Annotated in this window: 14 protein-coding genes and 1 tRNA gene; 5 read left to right on the forward strand and 10 right to left on the reverse strand. The window is 51.8% G+C overall.

The annotated features are described in order from the left end of the window. Positions 1-3 precede the first annotated feature (3 nt). The 3 genes from ABD028_RS06535 to apbC all read right to left on the reverse strand — a co-directional run bounded on the left by ABD028_RS06535 (position 4) and on the right by apbC (position 2,139). Positions 4-91, reverse strand: a tRNA-Ser gene (locus ABD028_RS06535). Between the two features lie 249 nt (positions 92-340). Next, positions 341-934, reverse strand: coding sequence for a dCTP deaminase (dcd, locus tag ABD028_RS06540; RefSeq protein WP_343843178.1), 594 nt, complete (start codon positions 932-934; stop codon positions 341-343). Positions 935-1,089: 155 nt separating this feature from the next. After that, positions 1,090-2,139, reverse strand: a complete 1,050-nt coding sequence (apbC, locus tag ABD028_RS06545; RefSeq protein WP_425542072.1) for an iron-sulfur cluster carrier protein ApbC — start codon at positions 2,137-2,139, stop codon at positions 1,090-1,092. Between the two features lie 107 nt (positions 2,140-2,246). Between apbC and metG the strand changes: the two genes are divergently transcribed. Beyond that, positions 2,247-4,277: a methionine--tRNA ligase gene (gene metG, locus ABD028_RS06550; RefSeq protein ID WP_343843181.1), complete on the forward strand. Its 2,031-nt coding sequence runs from the start codon at positions 2,247-2,249 to the stop codon at positions 4,275-4,277. Positions 4,278-4,306: 29 nt separating this feature from the next. Here metG and ABD028_RS06555 read toward each other — a convergent pair whose 3' ends face one another. Next, a complete protein-coding gene (locus ABD028_RS06555) occupies positions 4,307-5,029 on the reverse strand; it encodes a class I SAM-dependent methyltransferase (protein ID WP_343843184.1) in 723 nt (240 codons plus the stop codon). A 103-nt stretch (positions 5,030-5,132) separates the two neighbouring features. Between ABD028_RS06555 and gloB the strand changes: the two genes are divergently transcribed. The 3 genes from gloB to ABD028_RS06570 all read left to right on the forward strand — a co-directional run bounded on the left by gloB (position 5,133) and on the right by ABD028_RS06570 (position 8,763). Further along, on the forward strand, positions 5,133-5,903 hold the full coding sequence (gene gloB, locus ABD028_RS06560; protein ID WP_343843187.1) for a hydroxyacylglutathione hydrolase: 771 nt from the start codon (positions 5,133-5,135) through the stop codon (positions 5,901-5,903). 116 nt (positions 5,904-6,019) lie between these two features. Next, entirely contained in the window at positions 6,020-7,678 is a 1,659-nt protein-coding gene (locus tag ABD028_RS06565; RefSeq protein ID WP_343843190.1) for a lytic transglycosylase, read from the forward strand. Positions 7,679-7,773: 95 nt separating this feature from the next. Next, positions 7,774-8,763, forward strand: a complete 990-nt coding sequence (locus ABD028_RS06570; protein WP_343843192.1) for an ion transporter — start codon at positions 7,774-7,776, stop codon at positions 8,761-8,763. Positions 8,764-8,769: 6 nt separating this feature from the next. Here ABD028_RS06570 and ABD028_RS06575 read toward each other — a convergent pair whose 3' ends face one another. Both ABD028_RS06575 and ABD028_RS06580 read right to left on the reverse strand, forming a co-directional pair. Further along, the gene (locus ABD028_RS06575; protein ID WP_343843194.1) at positions 8,770-10,074 is read right to left on the reverse strand and encodes a diguanylate cyclase domain-containing protein; all 1,305 of its coding nucleotides are present in this window, start codon (positions 10,072-10,074) and stop codon (positions 8,770-8,772) included. Between the two features lie 91 nt (positions 10,075-10,165). Next, a complete protein-coding gene (locus ABD028_RS06580; RefSeq protein ID WP_343843197.1) occupies positions 10,166-12,601 on the reverse strand; it encodes an FAD-binding oxidoreductase in 2,436 nt (811 codons plus the stop codon). A gap of 51 nt (positions 12,602-12,652) precedes the next feature. On the opposite strand from ABD028_RS06580, the gene ABD028_RS06585 reads away from it, so the two are divergent. Further along, a complete protein-coding gene (locus tag ABD028_RS06585; RefSeq protein WP_343843199.1) occupies positions 12,653-13,612 on the forward strand; it encodes a hypothetical protein in 960 nt (319 codons plus the stop codon). A 9-nt stretch (positions 13,613-13,621) separates the two neighbouring features. Here ABD028_RS06585 and ABD028_RS06590 read toward each other — a convergent pair whose 3' ends face one another. The 4 genes from ABD028_RS06590 to ABD028_RS06605 are packed head-to-tail and all read right to left on the reverse strand — an operon-like array spanning position 13,622 to position 18,198. Beyond that, on the reverse strand, positions 13,622-15,259 hold the full coding sequence (locus ABD028_RS06590; protein WP_343843201.1) for a PepSY-associated TM helix domain-containing protein: 1,638 nt from the start codon (positions 15,257-15,259) through the stop codon (positions 13,622-13,624). Continuing rightward, the gene (locus tag ABD028_RS06595) at positions 15,259-15,561 is read right to left on the reverse strand and encodes a hypothetical protein (protein WP_102798698.1); all 303 of its coding nucleotides are present in this window, start codon (positions 15,559-15,561) and stop codon (positions 15,259-15,261) included. The genes ABD028_RS06590 and ABD028_RS06595 overlap by 1 nt, the downstream gene beginning before the upstream one ends. Next, positions 15,548-15,820: a hypothetical protein gene (locus ABD028_RS06600; protein ID WP_343843204.1), complete on the reverse strand. Its 273-nt coding sequence runs from the start codon at positions 15,818-15,820 to the stop codon at positions 15,548-15,550. The genes ABD028_RS06595 and ABD028_RS06600 overlap by 14 nt, the downstream gene beginning before the upstream one ends. A 56-nt stretch (positions 15,821-15,876) precedes the next feature. Beyond that, entirely contained in the window at positions 15,877-18,198 is a 2,322-nt protein-coding gene (locus ABD028_RS06605; protein ID WP_343843207.1) for a TonB-dependent siderophore receptor, read from the reverse strand. Positions 18,199-18,489 lie beyond the last annotated feature (291 nt).

Here is an 18,489-nt window from a genome sequence, read left to right on the forward strand (position 1 = left end):
ATATGGCGGTGAGGGAGGGATTCGAACCCTCGATACGTTGCCGTATACACACTTTCCAGGCGTGCTCCTTCAGCCACTCGGACACCTCACCTAATTCTGTTTTGCTGAACTTTTAAGAACCATTTGTCTGCCCCTGCCCATCCAGCGCCGCGTATGGTAGGGAATTCATTTTGCTTAATCAAGCAAAATATCCGCCTCAGTGGTTGATTGCTGAGTTTATAGGCATATCGGTTAAAAAACGCGGATTATGTCGGCTATTTGCACATTGGTCGCCAGCAAGGCGCTGGGCAGTAATGGCACACCGACGCCCTTTGCATATACAACCCTTTGATTTATGCCTCTAGCTGCGGCTACCATCAGAACTGATACGGCTGGCGATAGCACCTTTCTGATCTTTGTATTTCGCATCCTGGCGCGCATTATAGGGTTTCTCAGCAAAGTCCGACAACACTTCAAAGCTAAGCGCGCCAATCTTCATATTCGGTCTGAGCGCCAGTGGTAACTTACCGCTGTTAAAAAACTCCAGCACAATGTTCCCGGACCAACCAGGGTCGATACGGTGGGCTGTAACATGCACCATCAGTCCCAATCGGGCCAAAGACGAGCGGCCATCCAGCCAGCCGACTACATTAGCTGGTAGCGTTACCGACTCCAGCGTAACTGCCAGCGCCAGTTCACCCGGGTGCAGGAAGAAGGCTTTACCCTCGGCAATTTCTATTTCATCGCTCATCACCGATTCCAGCGCCGCTTCCATTTCTTCCCGGCGACCGCTTAAATCGATATATGGGGCAGCATGATCCTGAAATACCCGGAATTTATTTCCCAGCCGGATGTCCACGGTCACCCCGCTGATCATATTATCTTCCGGCATAGGTGCTATCTGAATCTTGCCGTCGTTTAACCAGGTTTTAATATCTTTGTCGCACAAGCGCATTAGGATGTCCCATTTGGAAATGCTGTTAATTGCCGTCTAAATGCAAAACACAAGGTGCCTGTTAAAGGCTTGCTGGCAGGTAAGTAAAGTGTTGGCACTATTATTCCCGCCAAGTCAGCTTGCTTCAATCATTTAATCCGTGAATTTTTTGCCTGCTATCCAATATCTATGGCCTGTACACAATTGAGTCCGGATTGATACAACTGCATAGCCAGCGCCCTGGCAGCCTGAGCGTATGCTTGACTGATAGGGCTATCAGGTTTTTCCACTATTAACGCCTTGCCTGCGTCGGTATATTCGCGGATATGAATATCAAGAGGAATATGGCCAAGCAGCGGCACTGCGTTTTGCTGACTGATCTGCTCACCGCCGCCCTGGGCAAACAGAAATTCCTTATGGCCGCATTGCTCGCATTGGTGATAACTCATGTTTTCCAGCACCCCCAATACCGGCACATTGACCTTGTTAAACATGGCTATAGCTTTTTGTGCATCCGCCAGAGCGATATTTTGTGGGGTCGTTACCACCAACGCACCACACACCGGAATCTGCTGTGCCAGGGTTAATTGAATGTCCCCGGTGCCTGGCGGCATATCAATCAGTAAATAATCCAGTTGCGGCCACAAGGTTTCATTCAGCAGTTGTTGCAGTGCTTTACTGGCCATCGGGCCTCGCCACACTGCAGCGTCATCGGCAGGCACCAGATAACCAATACTGTTAGCCACCAAACCATGCGCCTGCAGGGGCTGCATATGCCGATTGTCGCTGGACTGCGGCTGCATGTCGGCATTCCCCAGCATCAGCGGAATACTGGGGCCGTATATATCGGCATCCAGAATACCGACCCGTGCCCCTTCACGGCGCAGCGCCAGGGCTAGATTGACCGTAGTGGTCGACTTCCCCACCCCACCTTTGCCAGAGGCCACCGCCAGCAAATTGCGAATACCACGATGGCCCCGCTTGGCATCACCGCCAAACGCAACATTCTGCCGGATTTGCACCTTGTCGCCCCCATCAAGGTTGTTCAACGCATCTCGCAGCGCCTGATGGCGGGATGCACAGGCAAATGGCAGATTCAGGCTTAGCTGTCCACCATCCTGCATAAACCAGCCATTGACGGTCTGTTGTGGCATCCCAAAAAAGTTTGCCACACACTCAACCAGGGCAGAAATATCCGTAGCGTCTTGGCGTTTTTTAAAAAACAACGCAACTCTCCTTATTACAACAATAGAGAACTATGATTAGGGCGCAGTTTTGGGTAACATTTGCGTCTTTTCAAACTCCACCCTCTAATACGATTCTTAAGGCGGTTATGGCAGATTCGCAACGTAAAATTCTGGTTACCAGTGCCCTTCCCTATGCAAATGGCTCCATTCACTTGGGCCACCTGCTGGAACATATTCAAACGGACATCTGGACCCGTTTTCAGCGAATGCGTGGTCATCAGTGCTACAGCGTCTGTGCCGACGATGCGCATGGTACACCGGTGATGCTCAAAGCCCAGGAACTGGGCATCAGTCCTGAGCAAATGGTGGAACAAACCCGTACCGAGCACCATCAGGATCTGCTCGATTTCCATGTAGAGTATGACAACTATTATGTCACGCACTCGCCGGAAAACCGCGAACTGTCAGAGCTGATCTACCGCCGCCTGAACGATGGCGGCTATATTAGCAAACGCACCATCAGCCAGCTATACGACCCGGAAAAACAGATGTTCCTGCCGGACCGTTTTATCAAAGGCACCTGTCCAAGCTGTGGTGCAGAAGATCAAAACGGCGACAGTTGTGACGTATGTAGCGCCACTTACAGCCCCACGGAAGTCAAGAATCCCCGTTCAGTGGTATCGGGCGCGACACCGATTCTGAAAGACTCAGAGCACTACTTCTTCGACCTGCCGCAATTTGAAGGCATGCTCAAAGACTGGCTGAAAAGCGGTGCCATTCAGGAAGAAATGGCCAACAAACTGCAGGAGTGGTTCGAAGACGGCCTGCAACAATGGGACATCAGCCGTGATGCACCCTATTTCGGTTTCGAAATTCCCGATGCGCCAGGAAAGTACTTCTACGTGTGGGTAGACGCGCCAGTGGGCTATATGGCCAGCTTTAAAAACTACTGTAATACCCATGGTGTGAATTTTGACAGTTTCTGGAACAAAGGTGCTGACACTGAGCTATATCATTTTATCGGCAAGGATATCACCTATTTCCATTGCCTGTTCTGGCCGGCCATGTTGGAAGGCGCTGGCTTCCGTAAGCCTACCGGCGTTAACGTGCATGGCTTTGTGACCGTCAACGGCGCCAAAATGTCCAAGTCGCGCGGTACCTTTATTAAAGGTCGCACCTATTTGGATCATCTTAATCCAGAGTATCTGCGATATTACTTCGCCAGTAAGCTAAACGAAGGGGTCACCGATATTGATCTGAATTTCGAAGACTTCGTGACAAAGGTCAACTCAGATTTGGTCGGCAAAGTGGTTAATATTGCCAGCCGCTGTGCCAGCTTTATCAGCAAAAAGTTCGACGGCAAACTGGCCGCAACATTGCCCGAACCGGCCTTAATTGCCGAGTTCCAGGCTGCCAGCGATTCCATTGCCCAGGCTTATGAAAAACGTCAGTACAATCGCGCCATTCGCGAAATTATGGCGCTGGCCGATAAGGCCAACCAATATATCGATGCCCAGGCCCCCTGGGTGACCATCAAGGATGAAGACAAACAGCTGCTAACCCAACAGGTCTGTTCACTGGGCATTAACCTGTTCCGTATCCTGCTGGTGTACTTAAAACCTGTACTGCCAAAATTGGCTGAGCAGGCCGAGCTGTTTTTAAATGACCAACTGACCTGGGCCTCCGCTCAGTCAGTGCTGACCGACCACAACATCAATGCGTTTAAAGCCCTGATGCAGCGTGTAGACACCGACAAGGTAAATGCCATGATTGACGCCTCCAAAGAAAATCTGCAAGCCAAAGCAACTGGGCCTGCACCGGACAGCCCCCTGGCCAAAGATCCCATTACAGAAACCATCAGCTTTGAGGATTTTGCCAAGGTCGACCTGCGTATTGCCAAAATCGCTAAAGCCGAGCACGTGGAAGGTGCTGACAAACTGCTGCGCCTGCAACTGGATCTGGGTGGCGAGACCCGTCAGGTATTTGCCGGGATCAAATCAGCCTATCAGCCGGAAGATCTGGAAGGTAAGCTGACCGTGATGGTGGCCAACCTGGCCCCGCGTAAGATGCGTTTTGGCCTGTCAGAAGGTATGGTACTGGCCGCCGGCCCCGGCGGGAAAGATTTGTGGATCCTGGAGCCCCACAGCGGTGCCCAGCCAGGAATGAAAGTAAAGTAAAGTAATCAAAGCGCCTCAGGGCGCTTTTTTTATATATTGGCCTGCTTGGCGATAAAAGCTGGCTTGGGTGCCCACTTGGGCTTTTGCAGCGACAGCGGTATTTCACGCTTTTTGCCAATTAAAATATAAACAGAACCAAACCAACGACAGTAGTGACTGGCCCAGCGCTGAAATTTATTGTCCGGATTAACCTGACGCTCAAACAACAATTCTGTATGCAGCAGGCACTGCTCCTGAATAATTTCAAAGCCCAGCAGGTTCATCCAGTCCTTGATCCGCATCATGGAAAAGCAGCGGGCATCGTGCAGTAAACTGTCGCCACGCAAGGGAATGTACTTGGCCAAACCTGCCAGGCTCATAGGGTTAAAACCAATCAGGGCCAGGTGACCATCCGGCATCATCACCCGGTTGACCTCACGTAAAATCTGGTGTGGATCCTGGGCAAAGTCCAGTTCAAATGCCAGTACACAGGCATCTATACTGCGCTCAAGAATCGGTAACTGGCGGGTTTTCGCTTTAACCCCGGGCGCACTCCCCAATCCGTTATGCAAAGAGACCTGATGTTTAATCGGGCAATCAGGAAAACACAGCTCGGCGCTCAGTTGCCCGACCTTTAATAAGTGATAACCAAACCACTGGCGACTCGGCTCAAGCAAACGCTGGGCTACCACATTCTGCAATAGCTCACCGCTTGGCAATTCTTGCCAGGTGTTAGGATATCTGGGCTTTTTGCTGGTCAGAGCCGGCTTCATGGGAACCGATACATGTTGGCGCAGTCATAAGGCCTAGCATATCAGTTTTATTCCCTGTTACGCTGTTAGCCTATGTGTTTTTTACCCGGATACCTGCCAATTTATGCTCAACGTCGTCGCTATTCCAGCCTTTACCGACAATTACATCTGGTGCTTGCAGGACAAAGGCAAGGCCGTTTTAGTCGACCCTGGTGAAGCGCGCCCTGCCCTGGCGTATCTGCAAGCTCACAATCTGCAACTTACTGATATTTTGGTAACCCATCATCATGCCGACCATATTGGTGGCATCAATGCGTTGCTCGATATATATCCTGATACGGTGGTACATGGGCTGAAATCCCCCAGAGTGCCGCAAGTCAGCCAGGTTGTTGTACCGGAAGAAACCTGCTATTTGCCAAGCCTGGGGCTGACATTTGACGTGTTGCTGCTGCCCGGACATACCCGCGACCATATTGCATTTTATCATCAGGAAGTGGGCCTGTTTTGCGGTGATACTTTGTTTAGTGGCGGCTGCGGCCGTTTGTTTGAAGGAACGCCAGAACAAATGTATCGCTCGTTAAGCAGACTGTCGGCACTAAAGGACGAGACTAAGGTTTATTGTACCCACGAATACACCCAGGCTAACCTGCGCTTTGCCAAAACCGTGGAGCCAGGCAATCAGGCCCTGGCCCGTTACAGTGACTGGGTGGACCAGCAGCGCAGCAAGCAGTTGCCGAGTTTGCCCTCCAGCATTGGCCAAGAGCGGGCAATCAACCCCTTCCTGCGCTGTACTTCAGCACAGATACGCCAACAGGCAGAACAATACCGGGGGATAACTTTACCCACACCGGAGGCGGTTTTTGCTGCACTCAGGGACTGGAAAGATCATTTTTAATCTTTACAATGGCTTCACAACTCGCCTTTGCTAAGGTGAAGCACAGGAATTGACGGCCGATAAGATTCCAAGGAATTGCCTGGTTGCGTCACAACAACAAGAGAATCCGTGAGCCTATGAAAAAACTGTTATTTATCTTCCCACTATTGGGTTTAAGCGCCTGTGTATCCACGGTGCAAACCAGCCAGTCGGACATTCAGCAGGACAAGGAACTGGAAATTGCCGCTCAGGTTCTGCAAGCCTGCGAGGAAGCTGAGCACAACAGTGAAAGTTGTCAGGTGGCACAGGAAGGCACGATTCCTATCACCCATCCGGTGGAAGAGATTAACCATCCTATCGAAACGGTGCCTGAACTGATTGATCATCCTGAAGAAGTGCAACAGATCACTAACCTATGGTCGCGTATCGGCTCTCAACTGAGCTTTGAGGTACCGGATGACAGACGGGTTAAAGTGCAGCAGGACTGGTATCTTAAACATCCGGCCTATATGGACAGAGTCAGTAAACGCGCTGCGCCCTTTTTGTACCTGATTGTCGAAGAATTGGAAAAGCGCAATATGCCCATGGAACTGGCCTTACTGCCGATAGTGGAAAGCGCCTTTGATCCTTTTGCGTACTCCCACGGCCGCGCTGCCGGTATGTGGCAGTTTATTCCAGGCACCGGCAAGCGTTTCGGTCTACGCCAAAGCTGGTGGTACGACGGCCGTCGCGATGTTTTGGCGTCCACCACGGCAGCAATGGATTATCTGCTGTATCTGAACGAGATGTTTGACGGCAACTGGCTGCATGCTCTGGCGGCCTACAACAGTGGCGAAGGCAGAGTGGCGCGGGCAATTAAGGACAATAAACGAAAAGGCAAAAGCACTGATTTCTGGTCACTTGACTTGCCCAGGGAAACCCGGGCTTATGTGCCTAAACTGCTGGCTCTGGCCAATATCCTTAAAAATGCCGACGAGTGGGATGCCAAATGGCTACCCATTGAAAACCGCCAGGTTACAGGTGTGGTGGATGTCGGCTCACAAATTGATTTGGCCCTGGCGGCCGATATGGCTGGCTTGAGCGTCGAAGAACTACATGCCCTGAATCCGGGCTATAACCGCTGGGCCACCGATCCGAAAGGCCCTCATACCCTGTTGCTGCCTATAGATAAGGTCGACAGTTTTATGATTGCCCTTAATGATCTGGATGAATCCAAACGCCTTAACTGGGTACGCCATCAGGTCAAAAGCGGCGACAGCCTGCTGAAACTGGCGAAAAAGTATCACACCTCGGTCGATGTGATTCAGCAGGTCAATGAAGTGGACGGCAATATGATCCGCGCCGGCGATCACCTGCTTATTCCGGTCGCTCTGAAGTCCATGGACTATTACAGTTTGTCGGCCGAGCAGCGTCTGGCCGAAACCCAGGCTAAGCCTCGTGCGTCTTACCAACTAAGCCATCAGGTTAAAAGCGGCGATACCTTATGGGATCTTAGCCGCAAGTATGACGTCAACGTACGTAGCCTGGCCAAATGGAACGGTATGGCCCCCACAGATCCTTTAATACCGGGTAAAAAGCTGGTGATTTGGGTGAATAAGGTGTCCAGTACGCAGTCTGACAATGCCATTATGCGTACCGTCACCTATACGGTCAGAAACGGTGATTCACTGGCACGTATTGCCGGCAAGTTTAAGGTGGCCATTGACGATCTGGCCCGTTGGAACCAGCTCAATGCAAACAAATATCTGCAACCCGGTCAGAAACTCAAAGTCCATGTGGATGTCACCAGGATCTGAGTGAGGCAATACATTGTTGACCACGGAGCCGCAGAGGACTCGGAGTAACAAAAGCTCTTAACTCTGCGTGCTCTGCGAGAGTAGAGTAAACAAGCATGCTTAATTTCAGTTTAAAGCGATTAAAGGAGAGCCATGAAGGCACCTGGCTTTTGCTGGATTTAGTGATGCTGGGTTTATTGATCCTCAATCTTACCCTGATTCTGTTCGACTCTTTATATGCAACCGAGCTGGTCCGCCAGTCCCTGAATCAGGTGTCCCCGGCCCTGTTGGACTGGTACAAACCGGTGCATGCCAACTTTATTCTTATCGATCTGGTGTTTGTTGGTATCTTCCTTAGTGAGTTTGTATTGCGCTGGGCGGTGGCGATTTATCGCAAAGACTATCTGCGCTGGTATTTTTACCCTTTTATTCATTGGTACGATCTGGTTGGTTGTATTCCGGTCGGGGGCGCCAGGTTTCTACGCTTTTTGCGGATATTTTCCATTTTGTACCGGCTGCAAAAGTACAAAATCATCGATATCAAAGATACCGCCTTGTATCGTTTCTTTGCCTTCTATTACCAGGTGTTTGTCGAGGAAGTCAGCGACCGGGTAGTGATAAAAGTGTTATCCGATGCCCAGCAGGACCTGCGTCACGGTTCACCGCTGCTGGACGATATCATTACACAGGTACTGGCAGCCCGCCGTCCAGTGTTGTGCCAATGGCTGGCCGCATTGCTGGTGCATTCGGGCCATACCCTGGCCGATGAACAAAGCGGTGAAGTCGTTCGCCAGCACGTGCAGGAAAGCGTGACCAAGGCGGTACGGGATAATCCCCAGGTTGGCCGTTTACGCCTGGTACCAGTGCTGGGCAGTGGCGTGGAAAAAATGCTGGAAAACGCCGTTTCGGGCATCGTGATTGAAACCTTGGCGAATCTGCTGCTTGATGTTACCCCGGAAAAAATTGACCAGTTGCTCCAACATGGTCTGGGCGCCAGTAACCAGCAGGAGCAAGCATTGGATCAGGAGATGCTGCTGGTAGTGGATGAATGCCTGGAGCTGCTGAAACTGCACGTAGCTAAACAGCGCTGGAAGGATGCCTTATAAATTGGGTCACGTACGGGCTTTTTTGGCCTGATACATGCGGCTGTCAGCCACCCGCAATAAGGTTTCTTTACAATCACCATGATCAGGATAAATAGCCATGCCAATACTGGCAGACATGTGCAGTTGTAACTCACCTAATATGAATGGCGTTTGCATGGCTTCCAGGATCTTCTCTACCACCAGCTCCACATCACTTTGATCTTTGATAAAGCTTAGCAATAGGGTAAATTCATCGCCGCCCATACGCCCCACTGTATCAGAGCTTCTTACCGCCTGCTCCAGTCGGCGCGAGGTTTCCACCAGCAACATATCGCCCACATCATGGCCAAAGGCATCATTGACCTGTTTGAACTTGTCCAGGTCAAAAAACAATAAACCGAGCCTTGACTGTGCGCGGGACGCTTGTTTTAAAGCCATATCAAACCTGTCCATAAACAGCATACGGTTGGGCAGATTGGTAAGAATATCGTGACTGGCCAGATAAACCAGTTTCTCCTCGGCCTGTTTACGGGCAATAGTGGCAGCAACCTGGGTACAAACAAATTGCAGTAATTGCTGTTCATCCCTTCCCAGCAGATGGTTATGACAACTGACGATTAACGCTCCCAACACCTGGCCCTGGGCCCGCAGTGGCAGGGCTATCCAGTCACAGTCTGCAGGAATGGAACCGCCCGTTTGTTGTTGTCGATGCCGTCCTAGTGGTTCACCACTGGCTACCACCTGATACACGGCCGGATCCAGTTTAAGCAGGGAAGCATCTTGTGGTCCCTGTTCATCGCCGGCATACACCAACTTTAACTGATGATTGGCGGTATCTAATAACGCCAGGGAAAACTCACATTGTTCCAATAAACCAGCAATCACCTTATGAATACTGTGATAAATGGATTGCAGGTCCTGCACACCGTAAGCGGTTTCAGTAATCTTATAGACTGCCGCCTTAACCCGCTCAGCCCGTTTAATCACAGTGATATCCCGAGCCACCGCAACGCGCACCCGTTCATGCTCCAACCAGCGGGCAGACCACATAATATCAATGACGCGGCCGTCCTTGCGGATATAGCGGTTTTCAAAATGACGCTTGGGTTGACCATTCATAATCTCACCCGCGGCATCCAAAGTACGTTGACGGTCGTCAGGATGAACCAGCTCAAGCATAGGACGACCCAGTAATTCCTGCTGGTTGTAGCCAAGAATATCTTCACAGGCTGCGCTTAAAAACAAAAAACGGCCCTGCTCGTCAACCACACAGACGGCGTCCAATAACTGGTCAACAATGCCACTCACCAGGGTTTGAATGTGTTGCGTCACACCTTCACACGATAGCAGATACTACAGATAACTAGCATGCCGCATTTACATGGCTTTGCCTACCGAATTTCCGCCGCCCAACAGGTGCCATCTAGAAATCATAAATGTGTTCAAGCCGGATCTGCTTTTGCGCCAGTTCATTCAGCAGCGCATGCAGTTGTTCAACCTGAACCCACAAATAGGCTTGCCGAGTATCGGCCGTGGCCACCATTGGCAGGCTGAACATCAGTTTGCCATGTTCAAGCGGCAGTTCGCCGTTCATGAGCACCGACACACTAATACGTTTATTGCCGGAAATATCAATAAAGCGCACCCCAGCAGCGGCTAGGCTTGGCATCAGGCGGCTAAAATCCCCCCACCTTGGCAGGCTCAAAATAGCGGCATCATTCTGTTGGTATAGAATCTTAACCTTATCTGGCAACTGAGCATGTTCCGGCACATAGGCGGACAAATATACCAGCCCTTCGGCCGGTTCGTAGGTAGCGGCCGCCGCGTAGCCAATTAACGCCGCATAGCCCTGCTTAAAACCAAACTCCAGGGTAAAGGCCAGCTTACGTTCCAGTTTGCGAATAAAATTCTCGCCCCAAAAATCGGTATCCTGCCAGACTTTGTCTATCCAGTAAGCAAAGTCAAACTCGTACCAGGCCTTGTCAAAAATGAGTTCACTGTAGGCCTGATGAGCGCTGGCGATTACCGCTTCTTCCGGGGTCGGCGCGCTGGCGGTCCACTGGCTGAAACGGCCAATGCTTTGCTCATAGGCCCATTTGACCAGATATTCCACTGTGGTGCTAACGCCGATAACCTGCAGCATGGTCAGATATTCATCGTTGTGCGGATACCTGTCCTTTGTCATGGCCACCACCCTATCGTACAGCGTCCAGTAACGGTCGATGCTGTCCAAAAAGGGAAACTCGCTGGGATGCTGACCGGATGCCAAAAACGCGGCGTACTCTTGGGGATTAAACACCAGGTACCATTCGGGAATAGTCAGCAAGGTTTGCTCCTCGCCGCGCTGATACTGGGCAAACTTGGCTTGCTGATTGCCGCGAATTGCCTCGCCCGGATAATGCTGTCGCCACAAACTGTTGCGAAAGCGATAGTGCGGGTCGAGCCGCTGCTTCAGGGCGAAATACTCCGGCGCGCGCGGATACGCCGCCAGAAACTGACTTTCGTCAGCAAACACCTGATAAGGCAAATAGTAACTGCCCCCCACAGATACCACCGCATCAATCATTTCGCGGCTCCAGGCCTTCACCTTTTTCATCGCCTCGCGGTCGGTACCTTGCTGGTAATACACCACAAAGGCAAAGGTTTCGGTTCTGGCCCAGGCCAGCAGGCTGCCAGGATCGGCCTTGGCATGACGGATAGAGACATTGATGATATTGGCCTGGTGGCGCTGAAAAATCTCGGCCATTTTGGCGGCGAAGCGATCAAACTCTTGCACCGGCACAAAGTACTCCCGCAGCGCATAGGTGACATCCTGCCTGTCCTGCGGCTCCAGTTCCATCACCGAATAACTGGCTTCGTAATTACGCCACTCGACTTTGTCTGATGCATACACCAGGGGATCAATCAGATTCTCCCGCAGCCACTTGCCACTGTCGTAATCCGCCACAATGCCTGCCAGCTTAGGTGTCCAGTAGTAGTTATCCTGCTTGGGAATAAGCCGCTCATTGACGGTCAGCGGCTTGTCGGTTTTCAGCCAGTTGACCGCCCGCACCCTGGTAAAGTCCGGTGGATAAATATCGGCGTTATGAAAAACCAGATTGGCATCATCACGCAGTGTGGCAAAGAAATAGTCCTTATAATCGGCCAGAGGCATTTTCTGATCCTGGCGCTCAACCCGGCTGTTGTCGGTCAGCCACAAGGTGGCTTCCACCAGCACCCCCAAGCCGCCATAACCGCCTATCACACCAAAAAACACATCAGGATTTTGCTCTCTGGACGCGCTGATCAATGAACCATCGGCCAGCACCACCTTTAAAGCCTTAACCGAATGGGCCAGCGGCCCTTCGCCAATATAGCGGCCATGGGCATTGACGCTGATTGAACCACCCACAGTGAAATTGGCGTAGGTTTGCATAATACGTATGGACAAATCATGCGGGTCGATGACGTCCTGCAAGTCACGCCAGGTAATACCCGGCTGTACGGTCACTTCCTTGGCTTGCACATCCAGATTCAGCACCTGCTTAAACTGGCGCATATCCAGATGCAGACTGTCGGGATAACTGACCTGCCCGCCCTGACTAAAGCGGCCGCCACCGATGGACACCGGCCCCTGACTGTCCTGCAGCGCGCTGACAATGTCTTCGATGGTGCGTGGCGTCGTCACTTTGGTGACCGCCACCGGATTTAACTGGGTCACATCGGTGACCAGGGGTTGGCCCGGCCCAGGCAGAAAATGGCTGTCACCACTTGACCAGATCACCACTGTGGTAGCAATGCCCAGCAATAAAATTGCGATTCCGCCCCATTTCAGCAACTTTAATGGCAGCTTGAGAAGTTTTTTCAGCACAGTGCCCATGCGGCGGTCCTTCTGATATGATTTATGCAGCTTCCAGCAAGGGATATTAACATGCGGTTGAACCGGCGCCAGTTTCTTGAATTATCGGCCCTGATACTGGCCGGTATGGCCACCCGGGCATCGGCAAAAGCTACCGCGTCCGGCAGCGTGGGCAAGGCCGAGCAATTAGTCGGTAATTTTCGCTATATCTACGCCGATAAAACCCGCCGCGAAGAATTCCTGCCGTTTTTACAAAATGTCTTTCACCTCTACCCAGAACAACAATTGCAGGCATTGATTCATCAGGCGGTGCAAGAATTTGGCAGTGACAAACAGGTATATGGCTTTTTACAGCAGCAATTGGATGAGATCCGTCCGCTGCTGGCTGACTTACGCTACGCCTTACCCGCCCTGCAAAAACAAAAGCAGGTGATGGCCGAGCAAACCCGTAGCTTATTGCCGGATAAGCGTTTTGAGGGATACCTGGAAATCGGCAGCAGTGGCCGCTATATCGACAGTCTGGAAGAAGTACTGGATATTCAGGGCCAGCGGCTCTTTATCAGTGAGCGGGCCCCCAGCTATTCATTGGCGGATATGCTGGACCGTGGTCAAGTCACCCAGGCTGGAGACTGGCTGGCACTCAATGACTACACACCGGCGCTTGACCAGATAGCAGATCAGTCACTGGAACTGATTACCGTGTATATCGGTTTTCACCATTGCCCTGTCGATTTGCGTGAACAGTTTATCGGTGGCTTGCGGGACAAGCTTAAACCAGGCGGCTGCCTGATCCTGCGCGATCATGATGTGCATAACCGCCATATGTGGCATGTGGTGGCGCTGGCCCATGATGTGTTTAATATGGGTACCATGGAAAGTTGGCAATACAATGCCGACGAACGCCGGCATTTTTACGCATTGTCAGAGTTGCAGCAATTTATGCAGCAGTTTGGTTTTAAACAGCAGGGCCAGATGCTGCGTCAGCCAGGTGACCCCACGTTAAATACCTTGATGCTGTATCAGCGCGCCTGATATCGCTAATTAAGGCTTTCTGGCCGATACGGGTTTTATACCTACGGGTAATTCGGTCGCAACAGGCCGCTCAGCATAAGCCCAGACACTGTCCTGTGGACCACAGCGCGCGCGCCGGTGCACCTTTATCGCCATATTGGCAAATATCAGGCTAAACAGCAGGGCCGTCACCTCCACCATCGCCAATCCGGCATGCCACCAATGTGGCGGGCCAATCAGCCAGGCAGCCATGGCACTTACCACAATGCTAAGGCAAGCCAGAGCACAAAGCGCCAGTATATGCACAGCCCCTTTGGCCGGGCCGCAAATAAAGGCCCAGGCCAGCGCACTTAAAAACACCAGATAATACACCCACAGATAGGCGCTGTTGGCATCACCGCCGGTGGCACTTACCCACTTACCTATGCTCATCGCCAAGGCGACACCGGCAACCGAGCCCCAGCAAACGCCTACGGTGGCCGAGGCCATTAAACGGGCGTTTTTTTGCTGCTCTACCACTTGTCCGGCTTCGCGCTGTTTGCGCCTGCGACTTTCAATCCAAAGCAGGTTACCGCTATAGAAAATAAAGGCACCGGATAAGCCCAGCATGAAGTACACCCAACGGATGGTGTCACCACCGTAGCTGCCAAAATGCAGGGCAAATACCGCGATTACCATATCCAGCCAGCCATCTTCATAACCTGGCAGATAATCCTTATCCAGTACCTCGCCGGTGTATGGCTGCAAGCTGACAAAGCCAAACGACGGAGCACGTACCATATGCGCTGCATCACTGCCAGCAATGCGTACCGACGGCGCATTACCCTGCACTCTGGAATAACTGGCTTCGTATATTTGGAAGTTTGCTGACAATTTAGCGATGACCGGCGCCATTTGCGTCGGCATCAGCAACTCTGCGGTATTAAAGGTTGGCGCATCCGGGTCAGCTTCGGCACGGCCAAACGCAGGTTCGCCCTGATACACCAGCGCTTCCAGACCGTCATAAATCTGGTCATGGAAGGCGAACACCACCACAGTCCAGGCAATCAGGATATGAAAGGGCAAGCTGGTAATGCCGATAACATTGTGGGCATCCAGCCAGAAGCGCTTACTGGTTTTTTGCCGCCTGAGCAGCAGGAAATCCTTCACCAGGGAAGGCAGCAATAAAATAACCCCGGATAACAATGCCAGTCCATACAGGAAACACACTGCGCCCATCACATACACGCCCCACATATGGTGGCCTTCACCGGGTATACCAGCGGTCTGATGCAGCATGTCCACCAGATGGGCCAGCTGGGAAGGTTCATGCTGGCGCACTATCAGGCGGTTATCCGCATCCAGGCTGGCCAGCCAATAGGTGCTGCTACCGTCTTTGCTACGTATCCGCCAGCTCATGGGCGCCTCAACCCCTTCGTTGCGCTGCACATGCAAAGTGAAGCTGTTAGCAGCTTGCGGGTGTTCAGCAATGGCTTTTTCCACCAGCAGAGACAACCGACTTTCTTCCACCCAGGGCAGTTGCTGCGCTGGCGGACTAACCCAGCGATCCAGCTCGGGTTTGAACATGGTCAGGGCACCGGCAAAAAAGCAGATAAACAGTGCCATACCGCCAATCAACCCCGTCCAGGTATGCAGGGTTTTATAGGTCTTAAGAATATCACCGCGCATCAGGCGCCTCCTTGCATCAACAACTGAGTAGCAACTAACAAACTCCACACCGCAATGCTGGCACCGCCCAGCCATAACCAGGCCTTAAGACCGGTACTGAACAAATAAACGCAGGCGAACAGCACCATCCAGATAAGCGCACTGATCCACATATTAAACTGTATTTTGTTATCGGCATGCAGACCACCCGGGCCAAGCCAGGCAAACAAACCGGTAATCCCTATAGCCAGGACAAAACCCAGCAACACACCGGCCAGACTTTTGCTCCACCAATGCGGCTGAATACGCTCACGCCTTGCCATGTTGCTCCCCTTTGTGGATAAGCAAACTGACAAAGGGCAACAAGCCCAGCAGCAACATGGTGCACACCAGCGCCGCGAAAAATCCGGCCTTAGCGTCCATCACCCACATCCACAGGGCAAAAGACGCCACCAACACCAGCCAGGAAAGCCAGCGCCAGGGACGAGCCGATAAAGGTCTGGCTAGCCACTGCTGGTTGTTCAGGCTCAGATAAAACAACACACAACCGCTTAGATTGAGTAGAAATGCACACAACATCATTCTTATTATCCTTACACTCAGCCCGCAGGCTGACCTGCGGACTGCTCCACTAATGGTTACCAGTCGTATCTGGCGCTAAGGGTCCAGTTTCTCGGTGTTCCCCATACGACACTGCCATCCCAGGACGAGATGCTGTTAAAGTACGCTTTATCAAACAGGTTGTTGATGTTCAGCGACAGGCTAATCTGTTCCGTCAGCCTGTATCTGGCCATCAGATTGACCAGAGCAACCGCTCCCTGCTCACGGCGCTCGGGAGTAGTAATCACATAGCCGTTCTCATCCCGGCCAAGACCTGCTGGTTTTTTACTATTAACGAAATAGGCGGACTGCCAGTGAATGCCGGCTCCCAATACCAGATCATGCCAGGCACCAGGGAGTTGATAGGTGGTGTTTAAGTTGAACAATTTGCGCGGGATCTCGGTTCTGATCGCCTGTCCCTGGTTGTCTTCGGTTTTAGCATAAGCGTAGCCACCAAACACGTTCCAGCCATGTACCACCTCGCCTGATACTTCCAGCTCGTAACCTTGGGTTTTATTGCCTTTGCCGCTGCTGCGATACGGGGTATTGCCGCCTGGTGTCAGATAGTCGAGCGGAAATGACGTATCGCGCTCCGCCACGTTGTCCTGCTCGGATTCAAAATAAGCGGCTGACAGGTTCAGTAAATCAAACTCAGCCTTTACGCCACCTTCATAGCTGCGACCGGTCACAGGATCGAGAATATCGTCGTTGGCATCATAGTAATTTTGCGGTCTGAAGGCGTCGGTATAGCTGGCGTACAGGCTGACATTATCATTTACCTCATAGACCAGACCGGCATAAGGGGTGAGTTCCCGGTCAACCTCATATTCACTGCGGGTCATGCGATATTCACCGCTGTTGGGATCGTACATATGTGTGCGGGTTTGCCAGTTGGTCAACCTGGCGCCGGTGATCAACTTCAGTTCATCGGTAAAGTGCAGACGGGTAGCAATAAAGGCACCGCCGCTGCTGTTTTTATTCAAACTGCTGCGACCAGAATCTTCAAAGGGGTAGCGCGCTACATCTCCGGTCCAGGTATTGTAATTCAGGCCTTCCAGTGAAATCGTGGTCTGGTCGGCTTGGTTGCCAAAGCTGGTCCTGTCGCGGTTAAAGTAGCTGTAGCCCAAGACTAAGTCATGCTCACGTCCCAGTAACTCGTATGTGCCCTGCAGGGTCACATCAAAGGTTTTTTGCTGGTCTTCACTGCTGCTGATCACGGCACTGTAACCAAAGCCCAGATGGCTGCTGCCATCGGGATCCATATAATCCTCTGGATACACAAAGAACAGCTCGCCGCCCTGCATATCGATAGTGTTGTAAGTGGCAATGGCGTTTAACTGCCAGCCATTGTCAAAGGCATGATCGACACCAACAAAGTAGGTTTTCTCCTTAATCGGCCAGGCGCTCCAGTCAGCAGACATACCGGTCATATTGCGGCTGGGATTGACCAGACTGCCATCGGCGTAATAATAGTGCACCGCGTGGGTGTTAATCACGCCGCGGGACGCAGTGTCAGCATATTCAATCCCGCCGCGTACTAAAGTGGCATCCCCAAAATCCGCTTCCACCGTGGCATAAACCGAGGTTTTCTTCTGACCGTAGCGGTCAATGTAAGAATCCCTGTCGTAATGGGCTGCGGCAATGCGGGCTCGCACATCACCGTCTTCGGTTAGCGCAGTGGCCACATCTGCTTCGATACGCTGATAGCCCCAGCGTCCGCCACTGATCCCCACATGAGCATCGGTATGTCGACTCACGGCACGCTTTCTTACCAGGTTGACGGTGGCGGTGGGATCGCCCACCCCTGTCATCAAACCATTGGCACCACGCAGTATCTCCATCCGTTCAAAGGCGACGGAATCACCGTTTACGTCAGGGCGGCGACCACCGGGAAATTGCTGTACGCCATCGATTTGAATCAGATTCGCTTCACCACCCCGTACCATAAATGAAGGGCGCTCTTCACCTGCGCCAAAATTGGTGTATACGCCGGTACTGTGCTGCAAAATATCCTTGATATTAACCGTGTTCCAGTCTTCCAGAAACTGGCGGGTGATCACCGACACCGACTGTGGTGTTTCGCGCAGTGACAAAATCATTTTGGTCGCCGACTTGGTGGCGGCGTCAGAATAATTGCCTTCTGTGGATGCGGTAACATAAATGCGTTCATATTCCTGGGCGCGGGTTTTACTGGTACCGTCGGGATCATTTAGGGCATTTTGACTTTTATCGGCGCCAGTTGCAGACAAGTCTTCAGCAGCCATCACCGGCGCAGACAAGGCCAGAATGGCCAGCATAATGGGACTGAGTGATAATTGATGAGCCTTGGTAGCGGTAGATTGAAGCCTGGAAGTTTCCATAATTCACGTGTTCCTGTGTGTTTAAGTATGTGCCAGCAAAATCGCCCGGCAAAAAAATCGAAGCGAATAGTAACGATTCTCATTAATTCAAACAACTGGGATTTATAACGGAGCGGCACATTACAAGCATCGACCAGGTCGATATTGGAAACCTTTTATTTCTCAAAAATTTACAAATCGAACACAGATGGAACTGGCGTGTTCTGAAAAACAGGGGGAATTTGTTGGTGTTGTTGATGTAAGGCTTACCAACGGTTGGTTGCAGGACTGAACACGCCAGCTCTACCCTGC

It is taken from the genome of Bowmanella denitrificans (genome assembly GCF_039522935.1).
GTDB classification, from domain to species: Bacteria; Pseudomonadota; Gammaproteobacteria; order Enterobacterales; family Alteromonadaceae; genus Bowmanella; species Bowmanella denitrificans.